The sequence below is a fragment of the Pseudoxanthomonas sp. CCNWLY206-1 genome (assembly GCF_039710385.1).
Taxonomy (GTDB): Bacteria; Pseudomonadota; Gammaproteobacteria; order Xanthomonadales; family Xanthomonadaceae; genus Pseudoxanthomonas_A.
Map to the genome: position 1 here is coordinate 276,022 of NZ_JBDKXI010000001.1, position 24,634 is coordinate 300,655.

Sequence of the window (24,634 nt, forward strand, 5' to 3'; positions counted from 1 at the left end):
CGGCAATGAGCTGCTACAGTCCGGCGGCAAGCCGTTTTCGCAGTGCTGGCGACACGGAAGATTTCTCCGCGGCGCCTATCGGGAGGATGAGCCATGTGGAAGTGGATCCGGCGTCGGTCTCTGTTGCTCGGACTGGTATTGGTATCAGCAGTAGGGTTGTATGCCGCCGCTGGTTTCTGGGCTGTCCCGAAGCTGGCACGAACCCAGGCCACCGACTACGTACGCACCGAACTGGGCAAGTCGCTGAGCCTGGGCGAAATTCGCTTCAATCCCTTCACTTTCCGTGCCGAAATCGCCGATATGGCGATCCGCGAACCGGGAAATGGCGCCGGCCAACCACTGGTGGCGTGGCGGCGGCTCGCTGCGGATTTCCAGGTGTCTTCCTTGTGGGAGGGCGCCTACACCTTCCGGGAAATTTCGCTGGAAGCGCCCTATGCACAAGCCATTATCCGGCCGGATGGCTCGTTGAATCTGGGCGATTTGCTGCCTAAGAGCCAAGACGATGGTCCGCCGCCCGCGCTTTGGATTCAACGGTTCGCCGTTGCACAAGGGCATTTGGATTTTGCCGATCAGAGCCGCCGGCTGACGCCCACCAAACGGTTTTCGCCCATCAAGTTCGAGCTGCGCGATTTCCGCACCGTGGCCTCCGGTGGCGGCTTCCTGCTGCAGGCAAAGGGCGATGAAGGGGAAAGCCTCGATTGGCAGGGCTCGCTGTCGCTGCAGCCGTTCGCTTCGGACGGGAAGCTGAAAATCCAAGGTCTGCAAGCGCGCAACGTCTATGAATTCCTCAGCGAGCAGCTACCCATGGAACTGAGCGCCGGCCACTTCGATCTGGCTGGCAGCTACCGGTTTTCGGTCCCGGCCAAGGCGGGAATGCAATTGGAGGTCCAGTTGTCGGAAGCGTCGGCGACCGCGCTTGCGTTGCGCGGAAAAGGCCTGAAAACAGATTGGGTGACGTTGCCATTGGCGGCTCTGGACAACACGCGTGTGTCTTTGACCAAGCAGGAAATTGCCATCGATGCGATGCGTATCAGTGGTATGAAAACCAGCGTGTGGCGGCAGTCCGATGGCAGCCTCAATCTGCAACAGCTGTTTCCGCCCGACGGCACCGGAGAGTCCGACGAAACGGCTGCCGATAGCGAATGGAAATTCAACCTGGCCCAATTGGTGCTGGACAACGCCGATCTCGATTTCGAGGACAAGGCCGTCAAGCCTGCGGCGCGTTTCCGCCTGAATCCACTTTCGCTGACCGCCAGTGGAATCAGTCTGGACATGGACCGGCCAGTGCCCATGACGATCCAGGCCGCCATCAACAACGGTGCGCGCTTGTCCGTCCATGGCGAGCTCATTCCCGCTACCGCCGCAGCCGTGTTGCAGGTGGATCTGTCGGCGTTGCCCTTGCGCGATGTGCTGGGCTATCTGCCTGATTTTCCGCGACTGGAACTGCGCTCCGGCAATCTGGATGCCAAAGGGGAGCTGAAATTACCGCCGACCGACGCCGCCGCGTCACTGAGTTTCAGTGGCGACGCTTCCCTGGACAGCTTCAAGCTGATGGAGCGTGCCGAGCAACGCGAGCTGATGTCCTGGCAGCGCGTCGATGTATATGGTGTGGATTACAGGCAGACACCCGCATCGATCAGCATCCGGCGCATGCATGCAAGGAAGCCTTTCGCCATAGTGACTGTGGAGCAGGACCGGACGCTGAACCTGGCGAACGTGTTCGCTGATCCCGCATCTCCCGTTGCGCCTCCGACTGCAGCGCAGGCGGCTGCACCGCCTCCGACCGCACGACCTGTGCGGACAGCGGAACAGACAGCTGCGCCAGCCATGACGGTCAAGGTCGGCGAGCTGCGCCTCGACGGCGGCACCATGGCCTTCGCCGACTATTCGATCGATCCGAACTTCCGCGCCCACATCGAATCCCTCGCCGGGACGATCCGCGGGCTCTCCACCGCCACCGATTCGGTCGCCGATATAGACCTCACCGGCCATATCCTCAATCGCTACACGCCGGTGACCATCCGCGGCGGCACCAATGTGTTCGCCTTCGATAAACACACCGATATCGCGATGACGTTTCGCAACATCGATTTGCCGATCTTCAATCCATATTCCGGGCGTTTCGCCGGGTACGCCATCGCCAAGGGAAAGCTGACAACCGAACTCCACTACCAGATCGACGATCGGCAGCTGAAAGCCGCCCACCACGTGCTGCTGGACCAGTTGGAGTGGGGCGAGGCTACCGACAGCCAGGACAAGGTCTCCCTGCCCATTCGATTGGCGACATCGCTGTTGAAAGACCGTCATGGGGTGATTGATCTGGACCTGCCAGTGACGGGTTCGCTGGACGATCCCACGTTCCGGGTATGGCCGGTGGTCTGGCAGATACTGAAGAACCTGCTGGTAAAGATCGTCACCGCGCCGTTCGCATTTATCGGCTCGTTGTTCCAGGGTGCAGAGGATGCCCAGTACGTCAGCTTCGTCCCGGGGTCGGCCGATCTATCGGAGGCTGCCCGCGGCAACTTGGCCGCCCTGGCGAAGGGTTTGGCGGACCGGCCGACCCTGCGCCTGGACATACCGGCGGGCATTGCCGCCGACGCCGATCCGACCGCTATAGCGGAGCAGCGCATGTTGCGAGCCGCGGCGGATTTGCAAAAAACCGACTCCGCGGCGTTCGCCGCCTTACCCGCGGACGAGCAAATTGAAGCATTGGAAAAGCTTTTCAGGCAGCAATTGGGCAAAAAGCCGGACATTCCCGATGCCGATGCCAACGCCGACGAGGCCACCCGCAAGGAAAAACGCGGCTTGCGCGAACAGGCAGCGCTGGCGTGGCTGCGGACGCAGTTGCTGGCGCATTACCAGCCCACGCCCACCGAACTGGAGGAACTGGGCCGGGCGCGTGCGAGCGCCATCCAGGACGCCCTGCTGGCTGGCGGAGCGCTGGACCCGACGCGGGTATTCATCACCGCCGCCAAGGCACCCAGCCTTCACGAGGGCAGCGTGCGGCTGGAGCTGGCGCTGGAATAGACCCAGAAACAGGAATACGAGGGGTGCTGGTAGCCGGGTAGGGCCACCTACCAGCGGGGCCGGCTATACTCATGCGTTAGTGCCGTGGAAGCGGTGCGCTATCGCCAGATAATTCAGTAACTTGGCGATAACAACTCATCCTGATTAATACTTTTGGCAGCGCGCCGGGCCAACCGGCCGCGATGCCCCTGGAAACTAACGCCGCATGCGCCTTTCCACCATCAAGCTGTCCGGTTTCAAATCCTTCGTCGACCCGACCACCTTGCATCTGCCCACCAACATGACCGGCGTGGTGGGTCCCAACGGTTGCGGCAAATCCAACATCATCGATGCCGTGCGCTGGGTCATGGGCGAGAGCTCGGCCAGTCGCCTGCGCGGCGATTCGCTGACGGACGTGATCTTTTCCGGCTCCTCCGCACGCAAGCCGGTTTCACAGGCCACGGTGGAGTTGATCTTCGACAACAGCGATCACACCATTGCCGGTGAATTCGCCGCGTTCAACGAAATTTCGGTCAAGCGCCAAGTCAGCCGCGACGGGCAGAGCAATTACTACCTCAACGGCACCAAGTGCCGCCGCCGCGACATCACCGACCTGTTCCTGGGCACCGGCCTGGGTCCGCGCAGCTACTCGATCATCGAGCAGGGCATGATCAGCCAGATCATCGAGGCACGCCCGGAAGACCTGCGCATCTACCTCGAAGAAGCCGCGGGCATTTCCAAGTACAAGGAGCGCCGCAAGGAAACCGAGACCCGGATTCGCCATACCCGCGAAAACCTGGAGCGCCTCAGCGATCTTCGCGAGGAAATCAGCAAACAACTCGAGCATCTGAAGCGCCAGGCCAAGCAGGCTGAGCAATACCAGGCGTTGCAGGAGGAACGGCGGGTCAAGGATGCCGAATGGAAGGCGCTGGAGTTCCGTGGCTTGGACAGCCGTTTGCAGGCGCTGCGCGAGGGCTTGTCGCAGGAAGAAACCAAACTGCAGCAGCTGATCGCCGAACAGCGTGAGGCCGAGCGCCAGATCGAAACCGACCGCGTGCGCCGCGAGGAATCCGTCGAGAACCTCAACAAGGCGCAAGCCGAGGTCTATCAGGTGGGCAGCACACTCGCCCGCATCGAGCAGCAGATCCAGCACCAGCACGAATTGGCCGAGCGCCTGCGCAAGGCCCGCGAAGAAGCCGCGCACCAACTGGCCGAGCTCGGCCAGCACATCAGCGGCGACGAGACCAAGCTGGCCGTGTTGCGCGAATCCGTGGCCGATGCCGAGCCGCAGTTGGCGCAGCTGCAGGAAGACGACCTGTTCAAGCAGGACGCGCTGCGCGAGGCCGAGACCAGGCTGGCCGACTGGCAGCAACGTTGGGAAACCCACAGCCGCGAGTCCGCCGAAGCATCACGCGCTGGCGAAGTCGAACGTACCCGCGTCGACTACCTCGACCGGCAGGCGTTCGAAGCCGAGCGCCGCCGCGAAGCCCTGGCCGGCGAACGCACCGGGTTGGACCTGGCCGCGCTGGCCGACGCCTTCGAACAATTGCAAATCCAGCATGACACCCAGAAAGAATCGCTGGAATCGCTGAACGAGCAAGTGGAGGCCCGCAAGCAGGCCGCCGCTGACGTGCAGGAACAGCAGCGCACCACCCAAGGCGAACTCTCGGAAGTACGCAAGCGCACACAGGAATCGCGTGGCCGCTTGTCGTCGCTGGAAACCTTGCAGCATGCAGCACTGGGCCAGGAGCAGGGCGCCGCCGTGGCTTGGCTGAAAGCACGCGGGCTGGACAGCGCTGCGCGAGTCGGTGAAAAGCTCACTGTCGAATCCGGCTGGGAAAACGCCGTGGAAGGCGCGCTCGGTCAGTTGATCGAAGGCGTGCTGGTCGATGCGCCCGAGAGCTTGGTCGATGCCTTGGGGGAACTGGGCGAAGGCCGTATCGCCTTGGTCTCCGCCGACTCGCAAGAGATCGACTTCGCGCCGACCTCGCTGGCGGCGAAAGTGCAAGGTCCCGCAGCCATTCGCCGCCTGCTCGCGCGCCTTCATGTCGCCGAAGATCTGGCCGAAGCGCGCCGTCTGCAGTCGCAGTTGGGCGAGGGCGATTCAGTCATTACCCGCAATGGTGAACGCCTGGGCGCCGGCTGGGTGCGGGTGACGCGTTCCGGTGCGGCGAAGCAGGGCGCCTTGCTGCGGGAACGCGAAATCCAGTCGCTACGCGTGGAGATCGAACAACTGCAGCACCGCGAGGCCGAACTGGAGCACCGCCTCGCCACATTGCGCGATCAACTACTGGCCGCCGAACAGCAGCGCGAAGATGCGCAGCGCGCCCTTTACATGGCGCATCGCAGCGTGTCCGAACTGGCCGGCCAACTGCAGAGCCAGAAAGGGCGGGTGGAATCCACCCGCAACCGCATCGAAAAGATCGACCAGGAAATCGCACAACTGGTTGAAACCCTGGATACCAGCCGCGAACAAGCCCGCGAAGCGCGTACCCGTCTGGAAGACGCGATCACGAGCATGGGCGATCTGGAATCGGCGCGCCAAACGCTGGAAGCCGAACGACGCCAGTTCGTGGAAGCACGCGATCAGGCGCGCGAAGCGGCCCGGGCTTCGCGCGATGCCACCCATGCGCTCGCGCTGACGCTGGAATCGCAGCGGGCGCAGATCGTGGCGCTAAGCCAGGCGCTGGACCGCATGAGCGGGCAGCGCGGGCAGCTGGATTCCCGCCTGGGCGAACTGACAACACAGCTGAGCGAAGGCGACTCTCCGGTTCATGAGCTGGAGGCCCAGCGCCAGGCTGCGCTGGAGCAACGCGTCAACGCCGACCGCCACCTGGCCGAAGCCCGTGCGGCCCTGGAAGCGATCGACAACGAACTCCGCCAGTACGAACAAACCCGCCATCAGCGCGACGAACAATCCCTCGCACAGCGCGAGCGTATTTCCCAACGCAAGCTGGACCAGCAGGCGCTGGCGCTGAAGGCCGAGCAATTGTCCGAAGCCGTGATTGCCGCCGGCTTCGTGCTGGAAGACGTCATCAACACCCTGCCGGAAGTCGCCAACCTGTCGGATTGGGAACAGACCGTCAACCAGATCGATGGCCGCATGCGCCGGCTGGAGCCGGTCAACCTGGCCGCCATCCACGAGTACGGCGAAGCCTCGCAGCGCTCGGAATACCTGGAAGCGCAGGACGCCGATTTGAACTCGGCGCTGGAAACCCTGGAAGAGGCCATCCGCAAGATCGACCGCGAGACCCGCGGACGCTTCAAGGACACCTTCGACCGTGTCAACGCCGGCGTGCAGGAGCTTTACCCACGCCTGTTCGGCGGCGGTCATGCCTATCTGGAACTGACCGGCGAAGACCTGCTGGACACGGGCGTCGCGATCATGGCGCGTCCGCCCGGCAAGCGTGTTTCCAATATTTCGCTGTTGTCCGGTGGCGAGAAGGCAATGACGGCGGTGGCGCTGGTCTTCGCCATCTTCCAGTTGAATCCCGCGCCTTTCTGCTTGCTGGACGAGGTGGACGCGCCGCTGGACGAAGCCAACGTGGGCCGCTTCACCGCCATGGTGAAGGAGATGAGCGAAAAGGTGCAGTTCCTGTTCGTCAGCCACAACAAAGCGACCATGGAAGCCGCGCACCAGCTCAGTGGCGTTACCATGCGGGAACCCGGCGTCAGCCGATTGGTATCGGTCGACCTGGAAGAAGCCGCTCGCCTGGCCGGGGCGGCATGACGCTGAGCAGCAGGCCCCTGAGCAGCATGACCCTGATCCAGAAACCTTGCCGGAGAATCCCCTAGTGTCCGACATGGCAATGCTTCGAATCGGCATCCTGGTCGCAGGCGCGATCCTGTTTGCCGCGATCTTCTTCTTCGGTCGGCCCAAGAAGCCCAGCCAGGGCCGACGGGTGGAACCCAGCGAGCGCGACAACGCACGGGTCGAACCCAGTCTCTCGGCCGACGACGCGACCGAGCACGACTACAGCGATGAGGCGGTTACCCAACCGGAGCTGGGTCTGGCTGGCGGCACGCCGGTATCGCACTTCGACAGCGACCTGGGCAAGCGCCCCAGCCAGGATTTCGACAAGATCGTTTCGCTGTATGTGGCGGCCAAGGCCGGCCATACGTTGCGCGGCGAGGACATCGTGGTGGCGGCCGAGAAGACCGGCCTCACGTTCGGCCACATGAACGTGTTCCACCGGCTGATAGAAGGCCATCCAGAACGCGGCCCGGTCTTCAGCATGGCCAATATCATGCAGCCGGGCAGTTTCGACATGGCACACATCCGCGAAATGGAAACGCCCGCCATCGCGTTCTTCCTGACCTTGCCGGCACCGATCACCGCCTTGGAAGCTTGGGAAAAACTGTTGCCCAACGTCGAACGCATGGCCGAGCTGCTGAACGGCGTGGTGCTGGACGACAGCCGCAACACCCTGGGCCGCCAGCGCATCCAGCACATCCGTGAAGAACTACGCGCCTACGACCGCCAGCATGAAGCGCCTCCGCTGACCAAGTCGCCGCGCTGGTAGCAGGCGCGGTATGCACGCGCCGCTAGGTGCTTCATGTAGAGCCGAGCTTGCTCGGCTGCTCTTCGTCGATGATGTCCGTGCAAAAAGCAGCCGAGCAAGCTCGGCTCTACAAGGCTCGCGATAGAATCTGCCTATGACCGCCGCCCCAATTGCCGCCACCCGCATCGCCGAACTCCGCCGTCAGCTGCACGACGCCAACTACCGCTACCACGTACTGGACGAGCCGAATATTCCGGACGCCGAGTACGACAGGATGCTGCGCGAGCTGGATGATCTGGAATCCGCGCACCCCGAGCTGGTGACGGCGGATTCACCCACCCAGCGGGTGGGCAACGCACCATCGGCAAAATTCGCGGAAGTACGCCACGCCGTCCCCATGCTGTCGCTGGGCAATGCCTTCAGTGATGAGGAAGTGCAGGATTTCGCGCGCCGTATCGCGGAAAAACTGAAACGCCCGCATCTGCTGTTTTCCGCCGAGCCGAAACTGGATGGATTGGCCATCAGCTTGCGCTACGAAGACGGTGCGTTCGTGCAAGGCGCTACCCGCGGAGACGGCGCCACCGGCGAGGACGTCACCGCCAACCTGCGCACCATCAAGGCCATTCCGCTGCAACTGCGCGGCACTGACTGGCCGAAAACGTTGGAAGTGCGTGGCGAAGTCTATATGCCGCTGGCGGCTTTCAAGGTCTACAACGAACGCATGCTGAAAGAGGGCGGCAAAGTACTGGCCAATCCGCGCAACGGTGCCGCCGGCTCTTTGCGGCAGCTCGATCCACGTATGACAGCACAGCGGCCCCTGGCGTTTTACGCCTACGCCGTTGGGCGTGTCGAGGGAGGCGAGCTGCCGCCAACCCACTCGAAGACGCTGGCCCGCCTGCGCGACTGGGGTTTCCCGGTCAGCCCGGAGAACAGGGTGGTCGATGGGCTATCGGGCTTGCTCGACTACTACCGTGCGATAGGCGCCAAACGCGACAAACTGCCGTTCGACATCGACGGTGTGGTTTACAAGCTGGACGACTACGAAGGCCAGCGGGAGATGGGATTCGTTTCCCGTGCACCGCGCTGGGCGATCGCGCACAAATTCCCCGCGCAGGAACAGATGACCACCGTCGAATCGATCGAGGTCAACGTCGGCCGCACCGGTGCGGTCACACCGTGGGTATTGATGCAACCGGTACAGGTGGGTGGCGTCACCGTCACCCGGGCGACGCTGCACAATGCGGACCAGGTCGCGCGTCTGGACGTGCGCAACGGCGACACCGTTATCGTGCGCCGCGCCGGTGACGTGATTCCCGAAGTTGTCAGCGTCGTGCTGGAGCGCCGCCCACCAAAAACCAAGCCGTGGTCGATGCCCAGCCATTGCCCGGTTTGTGGTTCGGAGCTGGTGCGCGAGGAAGGCGAGGCGGTCTGGCGCTGTTCCGGCGAGCTGACCTGCGCCGCCCAACGCAAGGAGGCGATCGGCCATTTCGCTTCCCGTCGTGCGATGGACATCGACGGATTGGGCGAACGCTATATCGAGGTGCTGAGCGATCTGGGCTACGTCACCTCGGTCGCCGATCTCTACAAGCTGACGCTGGAAGATCTGCTGGAGATGAAACGGCGCGCGGATGAGCGCGATGGATCTACCCCTGAAACCGTAAAGTCCGGCAAGGTCGCGACCAAATGGGCGGACAACCTGATCGAGGCCATCGACAAAAGCCGCACGACCACGCTGGAACGTTTCCTCTACGCATTGGGCATCCAGCATGTCGGCGAGAGCACGGCCAAGGCGCTGGCGCTGTGGTTCGGCGATCTGAAACTGATCCGGCGAATGCCGTGGCCGATGCTCAAGCGCGTGCCCGATATCGGTGGCGAAGTCGCGCGCTCGGCCGGTCATTTCTTCGACCAGCCCGGTAACCAGCAGGTCATCGACGAATTACTCGCGCGCGGCGTGCACATTGTCGATACCCATCCGCCTTCGCCCAAACTGCGACCGGATTTGAACCTGGCCACGTTGCTGGTGGACCTGGAAATACCGAAGATCACCCGTGTGCGCGCGGAACAACTGGCAAGCGCATTCGCGAGTGCGGAAGCGCTGTGCGACGCTCCCGTGCACAACTACGTGACCGCTGGCTTGCCATCCGATTCGGCCAACGCGCTGGCGGCCTGGCTCGAGGTTCCGGAGAACGCCTCGCTATTGATTCGTAGCGGCAAAGCGCTGGAAAACCTGCTTCGCCTTACGCCCGCCGATGCAGTAATTGAAACCGGCCCGCTGGAAGGCCAGACCGTGGTACTGACCGGCACCTTGGCCGCGATGACGCGCGACGACGCGAAGGCGCGGCTGGAAGCCCTGGGCGCGAAGATTGCCGGCAGCGTGTCGAAGAAGACCAACTTCGTGGTCGCCGGCGAAGAAGCCGGCTCCAAACTCGCCAAGGCGCAGGAGCTGGGTGTCGATATCTGGGACGAAGCCAAACTGCTGGGTTTTTTGGCCAAGCACGAATGATGGGATCCCTAACGTGTAGGAGTCGTGCCGGCATGCCGGTACGGGTAAGTCGCGATGGCGCCCCGATAACCGCTCAGGGTGCACGATGAAGAACGCGCCGCAGCGCGTCCAGGTGGCGAATAACCAGGCTCTTCGGACTCGCGATCGCGACTTACATCGCTCCTGCAAGGAAGTACCGTGATGACCTGGCGGCCGTCGGCGCCCTTCGAAGCCATCCGCCTGCGCGCGCAGCTCAATGTGGTGATCCGCGATTTCTTCGCCAAACGCGATGTGTTGGAAGTGGAAACACCCATCCTGTCGCAGGCCGGCAATACCGATCCCAATATCGCGTCGTTCTCGTTGGAATTCGGCGGGCATGTGGATGCCGGTCCGCGCCAGCGTTGGCTGCGTACGTCGCCTGAGTTCCCGCTCAAGCGGCTGGTGGCTGCAGGCATCGGCGATTGCTACGAACTAGGCCGAGTATTCCGCGATGGCGAAGCCGGCGGCCGACATAATCCCGAGTTCACCATGCTTGAGTGGTACCGCGTCGGCTGGGACCATCAGCGCCTGATCGACGAATGCGTGGCGCTGCTGCGCGATGCGCTGGCGCTGGTGGGACGAGGCGCGGACATGACGGTGGAGAAGATCGCTTACCGCGATCTTTATCGGCAGCAACTGGGGCTGGATCCTATGTTGGCCGACATCGATTCGTTGCGCGCCGCAGTTGGCGATGTACGCATCGATCCGGAAGGCCTGACGCGCGACGACTGGCTGGACCTGCTGATGACGCACCGTCTGCAACCGGCGTTCGCGCCGGACCGGTTGCTGGCGGTATACGACTATCCCGCTTCGCAATGCGCGCTGGCACGTATTCGCCAAGATGATGTACCTGTCGCCGAACGGTTCGAGCTTTACCTGGGCCCGTTGGAACTGGCCAACGGCTATCACGAACTGGCCGACGCGGAGGAACAGGGCGACCGCTTCCGACGCGATGTCGAACTTCGCGCTCAACGTGGGTTGGAATCGCCCGCCGTCGATAGCCGCCTTTTGTCTGCGTTGGCGAACGGCTTTCCTCGCTGCGCCGGCGTGGCGCTGGGCGTTGATCGCCTGCTGATGGCGATGTTGAACAGCGATCGGATCGGCGATGTATTGGCGTTCGATTTCGCCCGGGCCTGATAACTTCTATCTGAGAACCTGATCGAGCTCTGCTGCGGTTTGCGGGCAGCTCGGGTGTGGTGCTTTCAAGCTCACGGATCATTTCATTCTGCTCCGCCACGAGCCGCTGCCGTCGCTGGCGGCGGACCCCGTGCGCAGGTTTCTGACCGAAAGCAAAACGGTTACGGAACCCGCCATCGCCGAAAACGATTTCTTGTATTCACGTTCATGATCGCTCGGTAGATTCATTCGCAACCGAAGAAATGAAGGTGATGCCATGCGTGGGTTGATCGCTTTGTGTTCCATCGTCGTGGGCTTGGCCGCTACCGACCACGCGATGGCAGCGCCTCAGAATTACGACGGCTATTACGGCGGCGGTGGTCAAACCTTCCGCTGCGAATCGCAGGACAACCGCTATCGCCATTGCACTGTAGATACGCGTGGTGGGGTCGAGTTGATACGCGGACTTTCCAAGACGCATTGCGTGGAAGGCCGCAATTGGGGCTATGACCGCAATGGTGTGTGGGTCAGTCATGGGTGCCGGGCTGAATTCCGCACGGGCGGCGGCGGTGGCTGGAACGGCGGTGGCGGCGGTGCGCAGATCGTGCGTTGCGACTCCAACGATGGGCGCCATCGCACGTGCGCCATCCCGCGCGGCGGTCACGTGCGGCTGGTGCGCCAGATCTCCAAGACCCGCTGCGTGGAAGGCCACAACTGGGGGCGCGAACGCGGCGCGATCTGGGTGGCCGGTGGTTGCCGGGCCGAGTTCGAAGTCGGTGGTCGCGGCGGCGGCTGGGGTGGAGGAGGCTGGGATGGCGGCTGGGGCAGCGATCATGACGGCGGCCATGGGCAGGTATTCCGCTGCGACTCCAACGACCGCCGCACCCACTATTGCGAGGTCAATGCTCGTCGCGTCAGCCTGGTGCGCCAAGTCTCGCGCACGCCGTGTATCGAAGGCCGCACGTGGGGGCAGGATCGTCGGGGTGTATGGGTCACGGAAGGCTGCCGTGCCGAATTCCGCGCTTGGTGACGAAGCGCTAGGAGGGTCCGTACAAACTTAGCGGTAACACGAAGATTCGCGGGCGCCCGGTACAATGGCGGCATGAACGAAACCTTCGATTACGCCCGTTACGATCGCATTCGTCCCATTCGCTGGACTGGCGCCGCGCTGGAACTGCTCGACCAGCGCAAGCTGCCTTTCACGGTCGAGTACCTGACCTGCACGACCAGCGACGAAGTAGCCGACGCCATCCATAGTCTGGCCGTGCGTGGCGCGCCGGCGATCGGCATCGCCGCCGCATGGGGCGTGGTACTGGCTGCGCGCGAAGTCATGGCGGCGACCCCGGCCGAAGCGTTGGAAAAGTTGGAACCTGCGCTGCAGCGGCTCAACGCGGCCCGTCCAACCGCCGTCAACCTGGCCTGGGCGCTGGCCCGGATGCGTGCGGCGTTGAAGACCGCCGGCAATGACTGGCGCGGTTCGTTGGAACTGGAAGCCTTGGCCATCGCCGAAGAAGATTTGGCCGCCAACCGGCGCATGGGCGCATTGGGCGCAGCGCTGATCGAACCCGGCAGCGGTGTGCTGACCCACTGCAATACCGGGTCGCTGGCGACCGCAGGGTTCGGTACCGCGCTGGGCGTGATCCGCGCCGGCGTGGCGCAGGAGCGCATCGGCAAAGTGTTCGCGGGCGAAACACGTCCCTGGTTGCAGGGTGCCCGCCTGACTGCCTGGGAATTGCAGCAGGACGGCATTCCGGCGACGCTTATCGCCGATTCCGCCGCCGCCCATCTGATGAAGACGGGCGCAGTGAAATGGGTGGTGGTAGGTGCGGACCGCATCTGCGCCAATGGCGACACCGCCAACAAGATCGGCACCTACCAGTTGGCCCTGTCCGCGCGCCACCACGGCGTCAAGTTCATGGTGGTGGCGCCGTCTTCGACCGTGGACATGGCAACGCCCAATGGCGAAACCATCGAAATCGAAGAACGCGACCCGGGCGAGATGTTCGGCGTAGGCGGGGTACGTACCGTGGCCGAAGGCATCGTCGCCTGGAACCCGGTGTTCGACGTGACGCCAGCGGAACTGATCGATGCCATCGTCACCGAGAAAGGCGTGATAGAGCACCCCAACACCGAGCGCATGCGGGCCGCATTCGGCTGATTCCCGACTTGTAGAGCCGAGCTTGCTCGGCTGCTTTTCATTGTGATTCCGGGTCCGAAAGCAGCGGAGCAAGCTCCGCTCTACGTGGAATCACCGCGGAAAGTAAAAAGGGGCGACACGCGTATCGGCCAGCGCCGCCTCAGCAGCGGTAAGTGCTTGTTTCTGGAAGCGCTCAGGGGCCATTTCAATGCCCGTCTGTGGTATCATTCCGAGGTTGAAAATCCCACCGAATTCCGGTCCGCCGACAGTACTTCGGCAGCCCGGCTTTTGGCCGAAGAACTGACAGAGCAACGGAAACCGAATGGCAGATCTCGCCAAGGAAATCATCCCCGTCAACCTCGAAGACGAGATGCGCCGGAGCTATCTCGATTACGCCATGAGCGTGATCGTGGGCCGCGCACTCCCGGATGTCCGCGATGGCCTCAAGCCCGTGCATCGCCGCGTCCTGTTCGCCATGCACGAACTCGGCGCTCACAGCAACAAGCCTTACTACAAGTCGGCCCGTATCGTCGGTGACGTGATCGGTAAGTACCACCCGCACGGCGACCAGTCGGTATACGACACGCTGGTGCGCATGGCGCAGCCCTTCTCGTTGCGCTACCTGCTGGTCGATGGCCAAGGCAACTTCGGCTCCGTGGACGGCGACAGCGCTGCGGCCATGCGTTACACCGAAGCGCGCATGGCGCGCCTCACCCACGAACTGATGGCTGACATCGACAAGGAAACCGTCGATTTCCAGCCCAACTACGACGAGAAGGAACAGGAACCCACGGTCATGCCGACCCGGTTCCCGAACCTGCTGGTCAATGGCTCGGCCGGTATCGCGGTCGGCATGGCCACCAACATCCCGCCGCACAACCTGTCGGAAGTCATCGACGGTCTGATCGCGCTGATCGAAGATCCGTCGATCGACATCGATGCGTTGATGGAATACATCCCGGGCCCGGATTTTCCCACTGCCGGTATCATCAACGGCACCGCGGGCATCGTCGCCGGCTACCGCACCGGCCGCGGCCGCGTACGTATGCGCGCCAAGGCCGACATCGAGGTCAATGACGACAACGGCCGCGAGTCGATCATCGTCACCGAGATTCCGTACCAGGTGAACAAGGCGCGGTTGATCGAGAAGATCGCCGAGTTGGTCAAGGAAAAGAAGCTGGAAGGCATCAGCGAGCTGCGCGACGAATCCGACAAGGACGGCATGCGCATCTACATCGAGATCAAGCGCGGCGAATCCGCCGAAGTGGTCTTGAACAATCTGTACCAGCAGACGCCGATGGAATCGGTGTTCGGCATCAACATGGTGGCGCTGGTCGACGGCCGCCCGCAGCTGCTCAATCTGAAGCAGATGCTGGAAGCCTTCGTCCGCCACCGCCGCGAAGTCGTCACCCGCCGCACCATTTTCGAACTGCGCAAAGCCCGCGCCCGCGCCCATATCCTGGAAGGCCTGACCGTCGCGTTGGCCAACATCGACGAAATGATCGAACTGATCAAGACGTCGGCCAATCCGCAGGAAGCGCGCGAGCGCATGCTGGCCAAGACCTGGGAGCCCGGTCTGGTGGGCACGCTGCTCGCCGCCGCCGGCGCTGAAGCTTCGCGTCCGGAAGACCTGCCCAACGGCGTCGGTTTCCTCGATGGCATGTACCAGCTGACCGAGGCGCAGGCCACCCAGATCCTGGAGATGCGCCTGCACCGCCTGACCGGGCTGGAGCAGGAAAAGCTGACCGAGGAATACAAGGAACTGCTGGACACCATCGCCGGCCTGATCCGCATCCTGGAAAACCCGGACGTGCTGTTGCAGGTGATCCGCGATGAGCTGCTGAACGTCAAAGCCGAATTCGGCGACGCCCGCCGCAGCGAGATCCGCCCGAGCGAAGAAGACCTGGACATCCTGGACCTGATCGCGCCGGAAGACGTGGTGGTGACGCTGTCGCATGCCGGTTATGCCAAGCGCCAGCCGGCCAGCGCCTACCGTGCGCAACGTCGTGGCGGTCGTGGCCGCAGTGCGGCGGCGACCAAGGAAGAGGATTTCATCGACCAGCTGTGGCTGGTCAACACGCACGACACGCTGTTGACCTTCACCAGCAGTGGCAAGGTGTTCTGGTTGCCCGTGCACCAGTTGCCGGAGGCCGGTTCCAACGCCCGCGGCCGTCCCATCATCAACTGGATCCCGCTGGAAGCCGGCGAGAAGGTACAGGCCGTGCTGCCGGTGCGCGAGTACGAAGAAGGCCGCTACGTGTTCTTCGCCACGCAAAACGGCACGGTCAAGAAAACGCCGTTGACTGAGTTCGCGTTCAAGCTGGCGCGCGGCAAGATCGCCATCAACCTGGATGAGGGCGATGCGCTGGTGGGCGTGGCCATGACCGACGGCGAACGCGACATCATGCTGTTCGCTTCCAATGGTCGCGCAGTGCGTTTCTCCGAATCGTCGGTGCGGCCGATGGGCCGCACGGCCACGGGCGTGCGCGGCATGCGTCTGGTGGCGGGCACCGATAGCGAAGCCGAGCCCGACGAGAGCGATGTGGGCGAAGAAGGTGCGGTCCCCGTAGTTCACGAGGAAGGTTCGGAAGTGGTCAGCCTGGTGGTCGTCGATGGCGACGGCGACATCCTGACCGCCAGCGAGCGTGGCTATGGCAAGCGCACGTCTGTCGCCGAATATCCACGCAAGGGCCGCGGCACTCGCGGTGTCATCGCACTGAAGACCACCGTGCGCAACGGCAAGCTGGTGGGCGCCATCCAGTTGTCTGACCACCATGAAGTCCTGCTGATCTCCGACGGCGGCACCTTGGTGCGCACCAGCGCCGCAGGCATTTCACAAGTGGGCCGCAACACCCAGGGCGTGACCCTGATCCGGCTGTCCGAAGGTGAGACGTTGCAGGCGGTGGAACGCCTGGACGCATCGCTGGAGGGTGATGAAGAGGGCGATGAAGCGCTGCCCGTAGCGCCCATCGAACCGCAGCCGCAAGCCTGACGCGTCGGTTGGACGCACTAAAGAACCCCCGGACATCCGGGGGTTTTTTGTTTATGGGGTTATGAATCCCGAGAATCTGTCCTCGTGGGAGCGACGTAAGTCGCGACAGAGACCATTGTGGCTATCGAAGGTACATGGCCGTTCGTCGCGACTTACGTCGCTCCCACAACCAAGCATTGCGCATCCCACTGACCCCAAACCCACCCATTCTCCGTTCTATACTGCCGACAGAACCGGAGCAGGGAAATGCACATGGGATCGGTACCGCAGATGATGGCCTCCACCAATGCGCGCAGCTTTCGAGCTAGCGCGTTTTTTCTAGCAGCTCTGGTATTGCTGACGCTGGGCGGATGCAAACGCAACGACACCGGCCAACTACCGGAAGTCACCGGCGAACCGGTCCGCACGGTGCGCGAAGAGATCAAGGGTTTCGCGCTGGTCAGCGCCTATCCCGATCAGCACGATGGCAACCTGGCGATCGCGCTGGAATTCAGCCAGCCATTGGTCAGTTCGCAAGATTTCGATCGCCTGCTGGCGGTCACCGACCCCAACGGCGCCGTGGTGAAAGGCAGCTGGGTACTGGACGACAAAGGCCGGATCCTCCGCTTCCCTTCGGTGGAAGCGGCCAAGGACTACAACGTGCTGGTGCGCGCCGATCTGCTGGCGGCCGAGGGTAGCCGGCTGGGCAAGGAGCTGACCCAGAAAGTCCACACCGGCGAACTGGAACCAGCGGTCGGATTCGCCTCGCAAGGCAGCGTGCTACCCGCTCGCGAAAGCCGCGGCCTGCCGGTGGTGTCGATCAACGTGAAGGAAGTGGATGTCGAGTTCCTGCGCGTCACCGAAAAATCCTTGCCGCGATTTTTCTCCGAGTATCAGCGCGGCGGGCGCCGCGGCAGTTGGGACCTGGACAGCGAGTACGGCGACAACACGCCGTTGTCGGAACTGGCCGAACCTGTCTACGTCAACCGTTTCGTGTTGGGCGGCAAACCGAACGAGCGCCTGCTGACCTATCTGCCGGTACAGGAAGTGGCCGAACTGCAGGAGCCCGGCCTGTACTTCGCGGTGATGAAGCGCACCGGCAAGTTCTCCGGCGATTTCGAAACGGCCTTCTTTACCGTCAGCGACATTGGCCTGCATACGCGCGCCTACAAGGACAAGCTGTTCGTGCACACGGCCTCGCTGCAGAGCGGCGAATCCGTCGGCGGCGTGGAATTGCGCATCCTGGATGAAACGGGTGAGACGTTCCTGACGGGCAAGACCGACAGCAACGGCAACGCGATGCTCAACTATGAGCTGGACGCCACCGATGTGCTGGTCGCCAGGCACAGCAAGGATGTAACGCTATTGCCGTTCAACCAGCCCGCGCTGGACCTTTCCGAATTCGCGGTTGCCGGGCGCGGTCAGGCCTGGTTCGATGTATTCGCCTGGTCTGGGCGTGATCTGTATCGTCCGGGCGAAACCGTGCGCATCTCCGCGTTGTTGCGCGACAACGACGGTAAGCCGATCAAGCCGCAGCCCATCTTCCTGCGGCTGAAGCAACCAGACGGAAAGACGTTCCGCGAAACCCGCATCGAGCCGGGTAGCCAAGGCTATTTCGCGTTCGAGCAAGTCATCCCGCAGGAAGCACCTACCGGTCGTTGGCAGGTGGAATTCCGCACCGACCCAGCCAGCAAGGACGCGGTGCAAGGCATGACCCTGCGCATTGAAGAATTCCTGCCCGAGCGGATGAAGCTCGATCTGGAGACTCCGCAGAAGGTGCTGAAGCCGGGCGAGCCGTTCAAGCTGGAAGCGGTGGCGGCTTATCTCTACGGTGCGCCGGCAACGGGCAATCGCTTCACCGCCAAGCTCGCGGTTGAAGTGGAGCAGCATCCGTTGGAGCAACTGCCCGGTTATTTCTTTGGCGATCCGACGTTGACACTGCCGAAGGAAGCCAAGGACATCATCGATGCCAGCTTCGACGATAAAGGCCGCTACAGCGAGGACATTGCGCTACCGGCTGAAGCCAAACCCGTCAGCACGATTGCAGCCGTGGTTTCCGGCAGCGTCTACGAAACCGGCGGACGTACCGTCAACCGCACGCTGAAGCGCGTCCTGTGGCCGGCCGATGCACTGGTCGGCGTGCGCCCGCTGTTCGACGACGAAGATGGTGCGGATGCCAACAGCAACGCTGGTTTCGAACTGGTACGCGTGAATGCCGACGGAAAGCCGCAACCCGGCAAGGGCATCAAGGTCACGCTGGTGCGCGAGCATCGCGACTATCATTGGAACCACGGCGACGACGGTTGGGACTACGACTTCACCCGCCGCTTCGAGAACCTGGAAGTAAAAACCCTCGACGTGGGCGCCACAGCGGCAAAGTTCGATTATCCGGTGGAGTGGGGCGAGTATCGACTGGATGTTTTCGACCCGGCCACCGGACTGACGACACGTTATCCGTTCCATGCCGGTTGGAGCTGGGACGACCAGAACCGCGGACTCGACGCACGCCCCGACAAGGTCAAGTTGTCGCTGGACAAGACGGCCTACAAGGCGGGCGATACGTTGAAGGTGACGGTGACGCCGCCACACGCGGGCCGTGGGCTGCTGATGGTCGAAAGCGACCGCATGCTATATGTGCAGGACATCGAGGTAAGCGGGGGCGACGGCAAGCCGGGCAGCACATTCTCGATCCCGGTCACCAAGGACTGGGAACGCCACGACATCTATGTCACCGCGCTGGTATTCCGCGGTGGCTCGGTGCCCAGCAAGATAACGCCGGCGCGCGCGGTGGGTGTGGCGTATGTGCCGATGGACCGCAAAGCGCGACGCGTGGCGGTCGGTTTATCTGTTCCGCAACAGATGCGACCTGAGCAGAACCTGCCGGTGACGGTCAGCGTGCCGGAACTCGCGGGCAAGGAAGCCCACGTCACCGTTTCGGCCGTCGATGTGGGCATTCTCAACATCACCCGTTTTCCGGTGCCGGATGCCAACGCGCATTTCTTCGCACAGCGGCGATTGGGTGTGGATGCTTACGACATCTACGGTCGCGTCATTGAGAGCTTCGAAGGCGGAAGCGCGAAGATCCGCTTTGGCGGCGATATGGCGCTCAGTGCGTTGCCGCAGGCGAAGCGGCCGACGTCGCGCGTGCAGACGGTGGATCTGTTCTCCGGCGCGGTCAAGCTGGACGGCAAAGGCAATGCGCGTATTCCGCTGAAGGTCCCTGATTTCAACGGCACCTTACGGGTTTCGGCGGTGGTTTATTCGGATCAGCGCTACGGCAACCGCGACCGCGAAACGCTGGTCCGCGCGCCCATCGTGGCCGAAGCCAGCATGCCGCGCGTGCTGGCGCCGGGCGACAAGAGCATGGTGACGCTGGACGTGCAGAACTTCACCGGCAAGCCCGGTGAATTCAAAGTGCGGGTGGACGGCGAAGGTCCGCTTTCGATCGCCGATGCTGCACGCACCGCCAAGCTAGCGGCGGGCGAAAAGACTACGCTCAGTTTTCCAATCACGGCGGGCGAGGGCTACACCACCGCCAAGGTGCGGGTGCGTGTCGATGGCGGCGGATTCAAGGTGGATCGTCGTTACGATCTGCCGGTGCGCGCGGCTTGGCCGGCGGTACTGCGTGCGCAAACCCGAGTGCTGGATAGCCTTTCGCCCATCGAGTTGGGGGCGGGGTTCGCCGATGGTCTGATGACGGGTTCGGTGAATGCACGCATGACGGTCAGCGCCATGCCGCCGATCCCCTTCGCCAGCGCGCTGAAAGGCGCACTGGAATATCCGTATGGCTGTGCCGAGCAGACCACCAGCAAAGGCTATGCGGCGCTGGAATTGGACGAGGCAACGGCCAAGACGCTGGGCGTGACCGGACTCGATGCGAAACAGCGACGCGAACGCATGGAAGGCGCGTTTGGTCGGCTGGCATCGATGCAGATTTCCAGCGGCCACTTTTCGATGTGGGGCGACGACGACTACGTCAATCCCAGTTTGACGCCGTACATCGCCGAGTTCCTGCTGGACGCGCGCGAGGCGGGCTTCGCCGTACCGGATGCCGTGTTGCAGAAGGCGCTGACACGGCTCAGCGAAGATCTGCTGGCCGGCGGTGCACAGTTCTATGGCTATGACCGTCGCGAACACCTCAAGTTCGCCAACCAGGCTTATGCCGGCTACGTGCTGGCCCGTGTCAATCGTGCTCCGCTGGGCACGCTGCGCGCGCTGTACGACAACCAGCGCGGCAAGAGCCTCACGGCGCTGCCGTTGGTGCATCTGGGTATCGCACTGTCGCTACAGGGCGACAAGCAGCGCGGCGCCAAGGCGATCGCGGCCGGATTCGCCAAGACCGGCGAGCGGTCGGAGTACCTGGGTGACTACGGCACCCGCTTGCGCGATGACGCGCTGATGATCGCACTGGTGCACGAGCGCAAGCTGGCCAAACCGGAATACGACGCTCGTTCCGTGGCGCTGGGCCGTGAGCTGGACGCTCGCCGCAACAGCGGGTGGTTGTGGCTGAGCACGCAGGAGCAGGTCGCGCTGGCGCGGCTGGGCAAAGCGCTGATGGTGGACCAGAGCAAGTTGGTTTCCGGGCAGTGGAGCGTCGGCGGCGATAGCGAAACGATCGCTGCAACCAAGCTCTTCGGTCGCGGTTTCGACTATGCGGCGCTCTCGCAAGGCGTGCGTTTCGTGCCGGAAGGTGCGCCGCCGTTGTTCGCCAGTATGGAAATCAGCGGAATACCGCGCACGGCACCGGCGCCGGATAACCGCCAAGTCGGCATAGAGCGTCGCTACTACACCACCGATGGCAAGGAGTGGACCGGCGGAACGTTGAAGGAAGGCGAGGCGCTGATCGTCCGCGTCGGCATCACCCCCGACGTCAACATGCCTGATGCGCTGTTCACCGATCTGTTGCCAGCGGGACTTGAGATCGAGAACTTCAACCTGGGCGACGCCAAGCAATGGGCTGACGTGGTGGTGGACGGCATCGAGATCACTGACCGTTCCAGCGCCGCCGACGTCAAGCACGAGGAGTACCGCGACGATCGCTACGTGGCGGCATTGAAGTTGAGCGAAGGCAGCACCGCCAAGGTGTTCTATCTCGTGCGCGCGGTAACACCGGGAACCTACACCGTGCCGCCGCCCTTGGTGGAGGATATGTACCGGCCGGAGATTCGCGGCGTGGGCAAGTCGACGCCGGCGACGATTACGGTGGTGCAGCCGTGAGGAGAAAGCTTCCCTTCTCCCGCTGGGAGAAGGTGCCCGGAGGGCGGATGAGGGCGCGGACTTTCAGCGCACATTAGACATACGTGGCACGGAACCTCCATTCCCTCATCCGTCGCTTCGCGACACCTTCTCCCGGTGGGAGGAGGAAAGCGATGCCACGCATCCAAACCTGGCTGCGCTGGACCACCGTCGCCCTGCTGCTGACGCTGCTTGCGCTGGATTTCACATTTCCCCCGCCACTACCCAAGGCACGCGACACCAGCACCTTGGTAGTGGCACGCGACGGCACGCCACTCCGGGCATTCGCGGATCGCGATGGCGTATGGCGTTATCCGGCGTCGCTGGACGACATATCGCCGCTCTACTTGCAGGCGCTGCTGACTTATGAAGACCGCTGGTTCTGGAAACATCCAGGCGTAAATCCGTGGGCGTTGCTGCGTGCTGGCGGGCAATGGATCCGGCGTGGACGCATTGTCTCTGGCGGGTCGACATTGACCATGCAGGTGGCGCGCATCCTCGACCGGCATTCGCGCACGCCATGGGGCAAGGCCAAACAGTTGCTGCGTGCGCTGCAACTGGAAGCGCACCTGTCCAAGCGCGAGATCCTGACGCTCTATCTGGAGCGCGCCCCCTTTGGCGGCACCATCGAAGGCGTGGAGGCAGCCAGTTGGGCGTACCTGGGCAAGCCGGCATCGCAGCTGTCGCAGGCTGAAGCGGCGCTGCTGGCGGTGCTGCCGCAATCGCCCAGCCGCTTGCGTCCGGATCGGCACCCAGAAGCGGCCCAGGCCGCGCGCGACAAAGTGTTGGCGCGAATGGCGAAACTCGGCGTGTGGGTCGAACAGGACGTGCGCGAAGCCCGCATCGAACCGGTCGTGGCGCGCTCGCTACAGCCGCCGTTGCAGGCAGCGCTGTTGGCGGAACGATTGCGCCAGGCGCAGCCGCGCGAGGCACGGATCGAATCGACGATTGATCCCGAGCTGCAACGCACATTGGAGGATCGTGTTTCCGCCTATTTTTCTACCCTGCCGGAGCGCACGTCGGCCGCCTTGCTCGTCGTGGATAACACGAGCATGGAAGCGCGCGCCTATGTCGGTTCCGTTGCCTTTGGCGACAAAGCCCGGCTGGGCCATGTGGACATGGTGCGAGCATGGCGCTCGCCGGGCTCTACCTTGAAGCCATTCCTCTATGGTTTGGCGTTGGACGATGGGCTGATTCATTCGGAAAGCCTGCTGATCGATGCGCCGCAATCGTTTGGCGGCTATCGGCCAGGCAATTTCGATGCTGCATTCAATGGGCCCATTGGCGCAGCGGAGGCGCTGCGCCTGTCGCTGAACGTGCCGGCGGTGGACTTGCTGGATCGGGTAGGGCCCGGGCGCTTCTCCGCGCGGTTGGCGAACAATGGTCTGGCGCTGAAATATCCACGCGGCGCCCAGCCGAATTTGTCCCTCATCCTGGGTGGCACCGGGGCACGCCTGGAAGACCTGGTGGGTGCGTTCGCGGCATTCAACCGCGACGGCCTTTCAGGGCGAGTGCGGTACACGGCCGCGGACCCTCCACTGGACCGGCGCTTGCTGTCGCCCGGCGCGGCTTGGATCGTGCGCGAGATGTTGGAAGCCAATCCGCGGCCCGGCTACGGCATGGGTGCATTCGACACGGGGCGCCGTCCGCGTGTGGCCTGGAAAACCGGCACCAGCTACGGGTTTCGCGATGCATGGGCAGTTGGCGGCACCCAGCGTTACACCGTCGGCGTATGGGTAGGACGCCCGGATGGCACGCCCTTGCCCGGCCAATACGGCGCCGTCACTGCGTTGCCGTTGATGTTCGGAGTGATCGACAGCCTGCCGCGTACGCGCGGCGACGCAGTGCCGCGCCCGCCGCCGGCCAGCGTGGCGCAGACCGAGATCTGCTGGCCGCTGGGTGTGCCGCCGGAGCCGGAAGCGCCGCAGCTATGCCAACGCCGGATGCAGGCCTGGACACTGGGCGGTGCGGTTCCGCCGACGTTCGCCGAACGCGACGCACGGCTATGGAATGCTGGCCGCGAGCGTTTCCAGATGGACGCGAAAACCGGCCTGCGCCTGTCCGCCGAATGCACCGCTACGCATGAAATAAAAGCCGGTGAAATCGCACGCTGGCCAGCTTTGGCTTCGCCCTGGCTGTCGCAGGAAGTGCGCCGCGCATCGCGGCTGCCGCCGCTTTCACCAGGCTGTGTTGCCGATGGCCGCGATGCGGTGGAGGAGCTTCGTATCGAAGGTCTGAATGATCGGGCAACCATCGCTCGTGCGCCTGGCAGCCCTCGCGGCGCACGCCTGCAGCTGCGTGCGCTGGGAACAGATGCCCGCATTCAGTGGTTGCTGGATGGCAAGTGGATCGCGGAAACCCAAGGCGCCCGCACGTTTACACGCGACTTCGACGAAACCGGTACGCACACGCTGACGGCGTTGGCCGATAGCGGTGCCTGGACGCGCATCCGGTTCAATGTATTGCGTTGATTTGGGGCCGCCCTTCGTAGAGCGGAGCTTGCTCCGCTGCTCTTCGTGCTTCTCTTTGTGCTTCTCGTAGAGCGGAGCTTGCTCCGCTGCTCTTCGTTCCGTATGCGTGCAACTGAAAGCAGCGGAGCAAGCTCTACGAGAGCCAAAGCCGAGAGCTTGAAACTGAGAGCAAGAGACAATCAGCCGATCTGTTCCAGTACGTGCTCGGCCGACGAAACCTTGTATTCACCCGGTGCTTCGACGAACAGATTGCGCACTATGCCGTCTTCCACATACATGGCGAAGCGCCTGGCACGAATCCCCATACCGTAGGCGCTGGCATCCATCTCCAGGCCGAGCGCCCGGACGAATTCCGCGTTGCCGTCCGCCAGCATTTCCAGCCCGTCGGGAATGTTCTGCGACTTGCCCCAGGCCTGCATCACGAAGGGATCGTTGACCGACACGCAGAACACTTCGATGCCGCGCTTGCGGAAATCGTCGAAATGCTCCACGAAACTGGGCAGGTGCTTTTCCGAACAGGTCGGCGTGAATGCGCCGGGTACGGCGAACAGTACCGCCTTGCGGCCATCGAACAAAGCGCGGGTATCGATGGTTTCGACGCCTTCGCGGATGCGCTTCAGGATCACTTCGGGTACCTGGTCGCCAATCTGGATCGTCATGCGGGCATTCCTTTAT

The 24,634-nt window shown here is 63.2% G+C and carries 11 protein-coding genes; 10 read left to right on the forward strand and 1 reads right to left on the reverse strand.

The window, feature by feature from the left end; all coding sequences use genetic code 11:
* Positions 1-93: 93 nt before the first annotated feature.
* The 10 genes from AADW18_RS01190 to pbpC all read left to right on the forward strand — a co-directional run bounded on the left by AADW18_RS01190 (position 94) and on the right by pbpC (position 23,959).
* Positions 94-3,027, forward strand: a complete 2,934-nt coding sequence (locus AADW18_RS01190) for a DUF748 domain-containing protein (protein ID WP_337341519.1) — start codon at positions 94-96, stop codon at positions 3,025-3,027.
* A 205-nt stretch (positions 3,028-3,232) separates the two neighbouring features.
* Positions 3,233-6,736, forward strand: a complete 3,504-nt coding sequence (smc, locus tag AADW18_RS01195) for a chromosome segregation protein SMC (RefSeq protein ID WP_337341520.1) — start codon at positions 3,233-3,235, stop codon at positions 6,734-6,736.
* A gap of 64 nt (positions 6,737-6,800) precedes the next feature.
* On the forward strand, positions 6,801-7,529 hold the full coding sequence (gene zipA / locus AADW18_RS01200) for a cell division protein ZipA (RefSeq protein ID WP_337341521.1): 729 nt from the start codon (positions 6,801-6,803) through the stop codon (positions 7,527-7,529).
* Positions 7,530-7,662: 133 nt separating this feature from the next.
* Complete coding sequence (gene ligA, locus AADW18_RS01205) at positions 7,663-10,011, forward strand: NAD-dependent DNA ligase LigA (RefSeq protein WP_337341522.1); 2,349 nt, start codon at positions 7,663-7,665, stop codon at positions 10,009-10,011.
* A gap of 180 nt (positions 10,012-10,191) precedes the next feature.
* Positions 10,192-11,166 (forward strand): EF-P lysine aminoacylase EpmA, encoded by a 975-nt coding sequence (gene epmA, locus AADW18_RS01210; protein ID WP_337341523.1) that lies wholly within the window; start codon positions 10,192-10,194, stop codon positions 11,164-11,166.
* A gap of 256 nt (positions 11,167-11,422) precedes the next feature.
* Entirely contained in the window at positions 11,423-12,175 is a 753-nt protein-coding gene (locus AADW18_RS01215; RefSeq protein ID WP_337341524.1) for a DUF3011 domain-containing protein, read from the forward strand.
* A gap of 72 nt (positions 12,176-12,247) precedes the next feature.
* Positions 12,248-13,303 (forward strand): S-methyl-5-thioribose-1-phosphate isomerase, encoded by a 1,056-nt coding sequence (gene mtnA / locus AADW18_RS01220; protein WP_337341525.1) that lies wholly within the window; start codon positions 12,248-12,250, stop codon positions 13,301-13,303.
* A gap of 301 nt (positions 13,304-13,604) precedes the next feature.
* Entirely contained in the window at positions 13,605-16,274 is a 2,670-nt protein-coding gene (gene gyrA, locus AADW18_RS01225; protein WP_337341526.1) for a DNA gyrase subunit A, read from the forward strand.
* Between the two features lie 270 nt (positions 16,275-16,544).
* Positions 16,545-21,470 (forward strand): alpha-2-macroglobulin, encoded by a 4,926-nt coding sequence (locus tag AADW18_RS01230; protein ID WP_337342094.1) that lies wholly within the window; start codon positions 16,545-16,547, stop codon positions 21,468-21,470.
* Positions 21,471-21,622: 152 nt separating this feature from the next.
* Positions 21,623-23,959 carry a penicillin-binding protein 1C gene (gene pbpC, locus AADW18_RS01235; protein WP_337341527.1) on the forward strand — a complete coding sequence of 779 codons (2,337 nt, stop codon included), beginning with the start codon at positions 21,623-21,625 and terminating at the stop codon, positions 23,957-23,959.
* A gap of 179 nt (positions 23,960-24,138) precedes the next feature.
* On the opposite strand, the gene AADW18_RS01240 is transcribed toward pbpC, so the two are convergent.
* Positions 24,139-24,618 (reverse strand): peroxiredoxin, encoded by a 480-nt coding sequence (locus AADW18_RS01240; protein WP_337341528.1) that lies wholly within the window; start codon positions 24,616-24,618, stop codon positions 24,139-24,141.
* Between the last annotated feature and the right edge of the window lie 16 nt (positions 24,619-24,634).

What these genes read in the sequence shown, in the direction of transcription:
- pbpC (WP_337341527.1), top strand. Translation starts at nt 21,623, where the DNA reads ATGCCACGCATCCAAACCTGGCTGCGCTGGACCACCGTCGCCCTGCTG.
- epmA (WP_337341523.1), top strand. Translation starts at nt 10,192, where the DNA reads ATGACCTGGCGGCCGTCGGCGCCCTTCGAAGCCATCCGCCTGCGCGCG.
- smc (WP_337341520.1), top strand. Translation starts at nt 3,233, where the DNA reads ATGCGCCTTTCCACCATCAAGCTGTCCGGTTTCAAATCCTTCGTCGAC.
- AADW18_RS01240 (WP_337341528.1), bottom strand. Translation starts at nt 24,618, where the DNA reads ATGACGATCCAGATTGGCGACCAGGTACCCGAAGTGATCCTGAAGCGC.
- AADW18_RS01215 (WP_337341524.1), top strand. Translation starts at nt 11,423, where the DNA reads ATGCGTGGGTTGATCGCTTTGTGTTCCATCGTCGTGGGCTTGGCCGCT.
- AADW18_RS01190 (WP_337341519.1), top strand. Translation starts at nt 94, where the DNA reads ATGTGGAAGTGGATCCGGCGTCGGTCTCTGTTGCTCGGACTGGTATTG.
- gyrA (WP_337341526.1), top strand. Translation starts at nt 13,605, where the DNA reads ATGGCAGATCTCGCCAAGGAAATCATCCCCGTCAACCTCGAAGACGAG.
- ligA (WP_337341522.1), top strand. Translation starts at nt 7,663, where the DNA reads ATGACCGCCGCCCCAATTGCCGCCACCCGCATCGCCGAACTCCGCCGT.
- AADW18_RS01230 (WP_337342094.1), top strand. Translation starts at nt 16,545, where the DNA reads ATGATGGCCTCCACCAATGCGCGCAGCTTTCGAGCTAGCGCGTTTTTT.
- mtnA (WP_337341525.1), top strand. Translation starts at nt 12,248, where the DNA reads ATGAACGAAACCTTCGATTACGCCCGTTACGATCGCATTCGTCCCATT.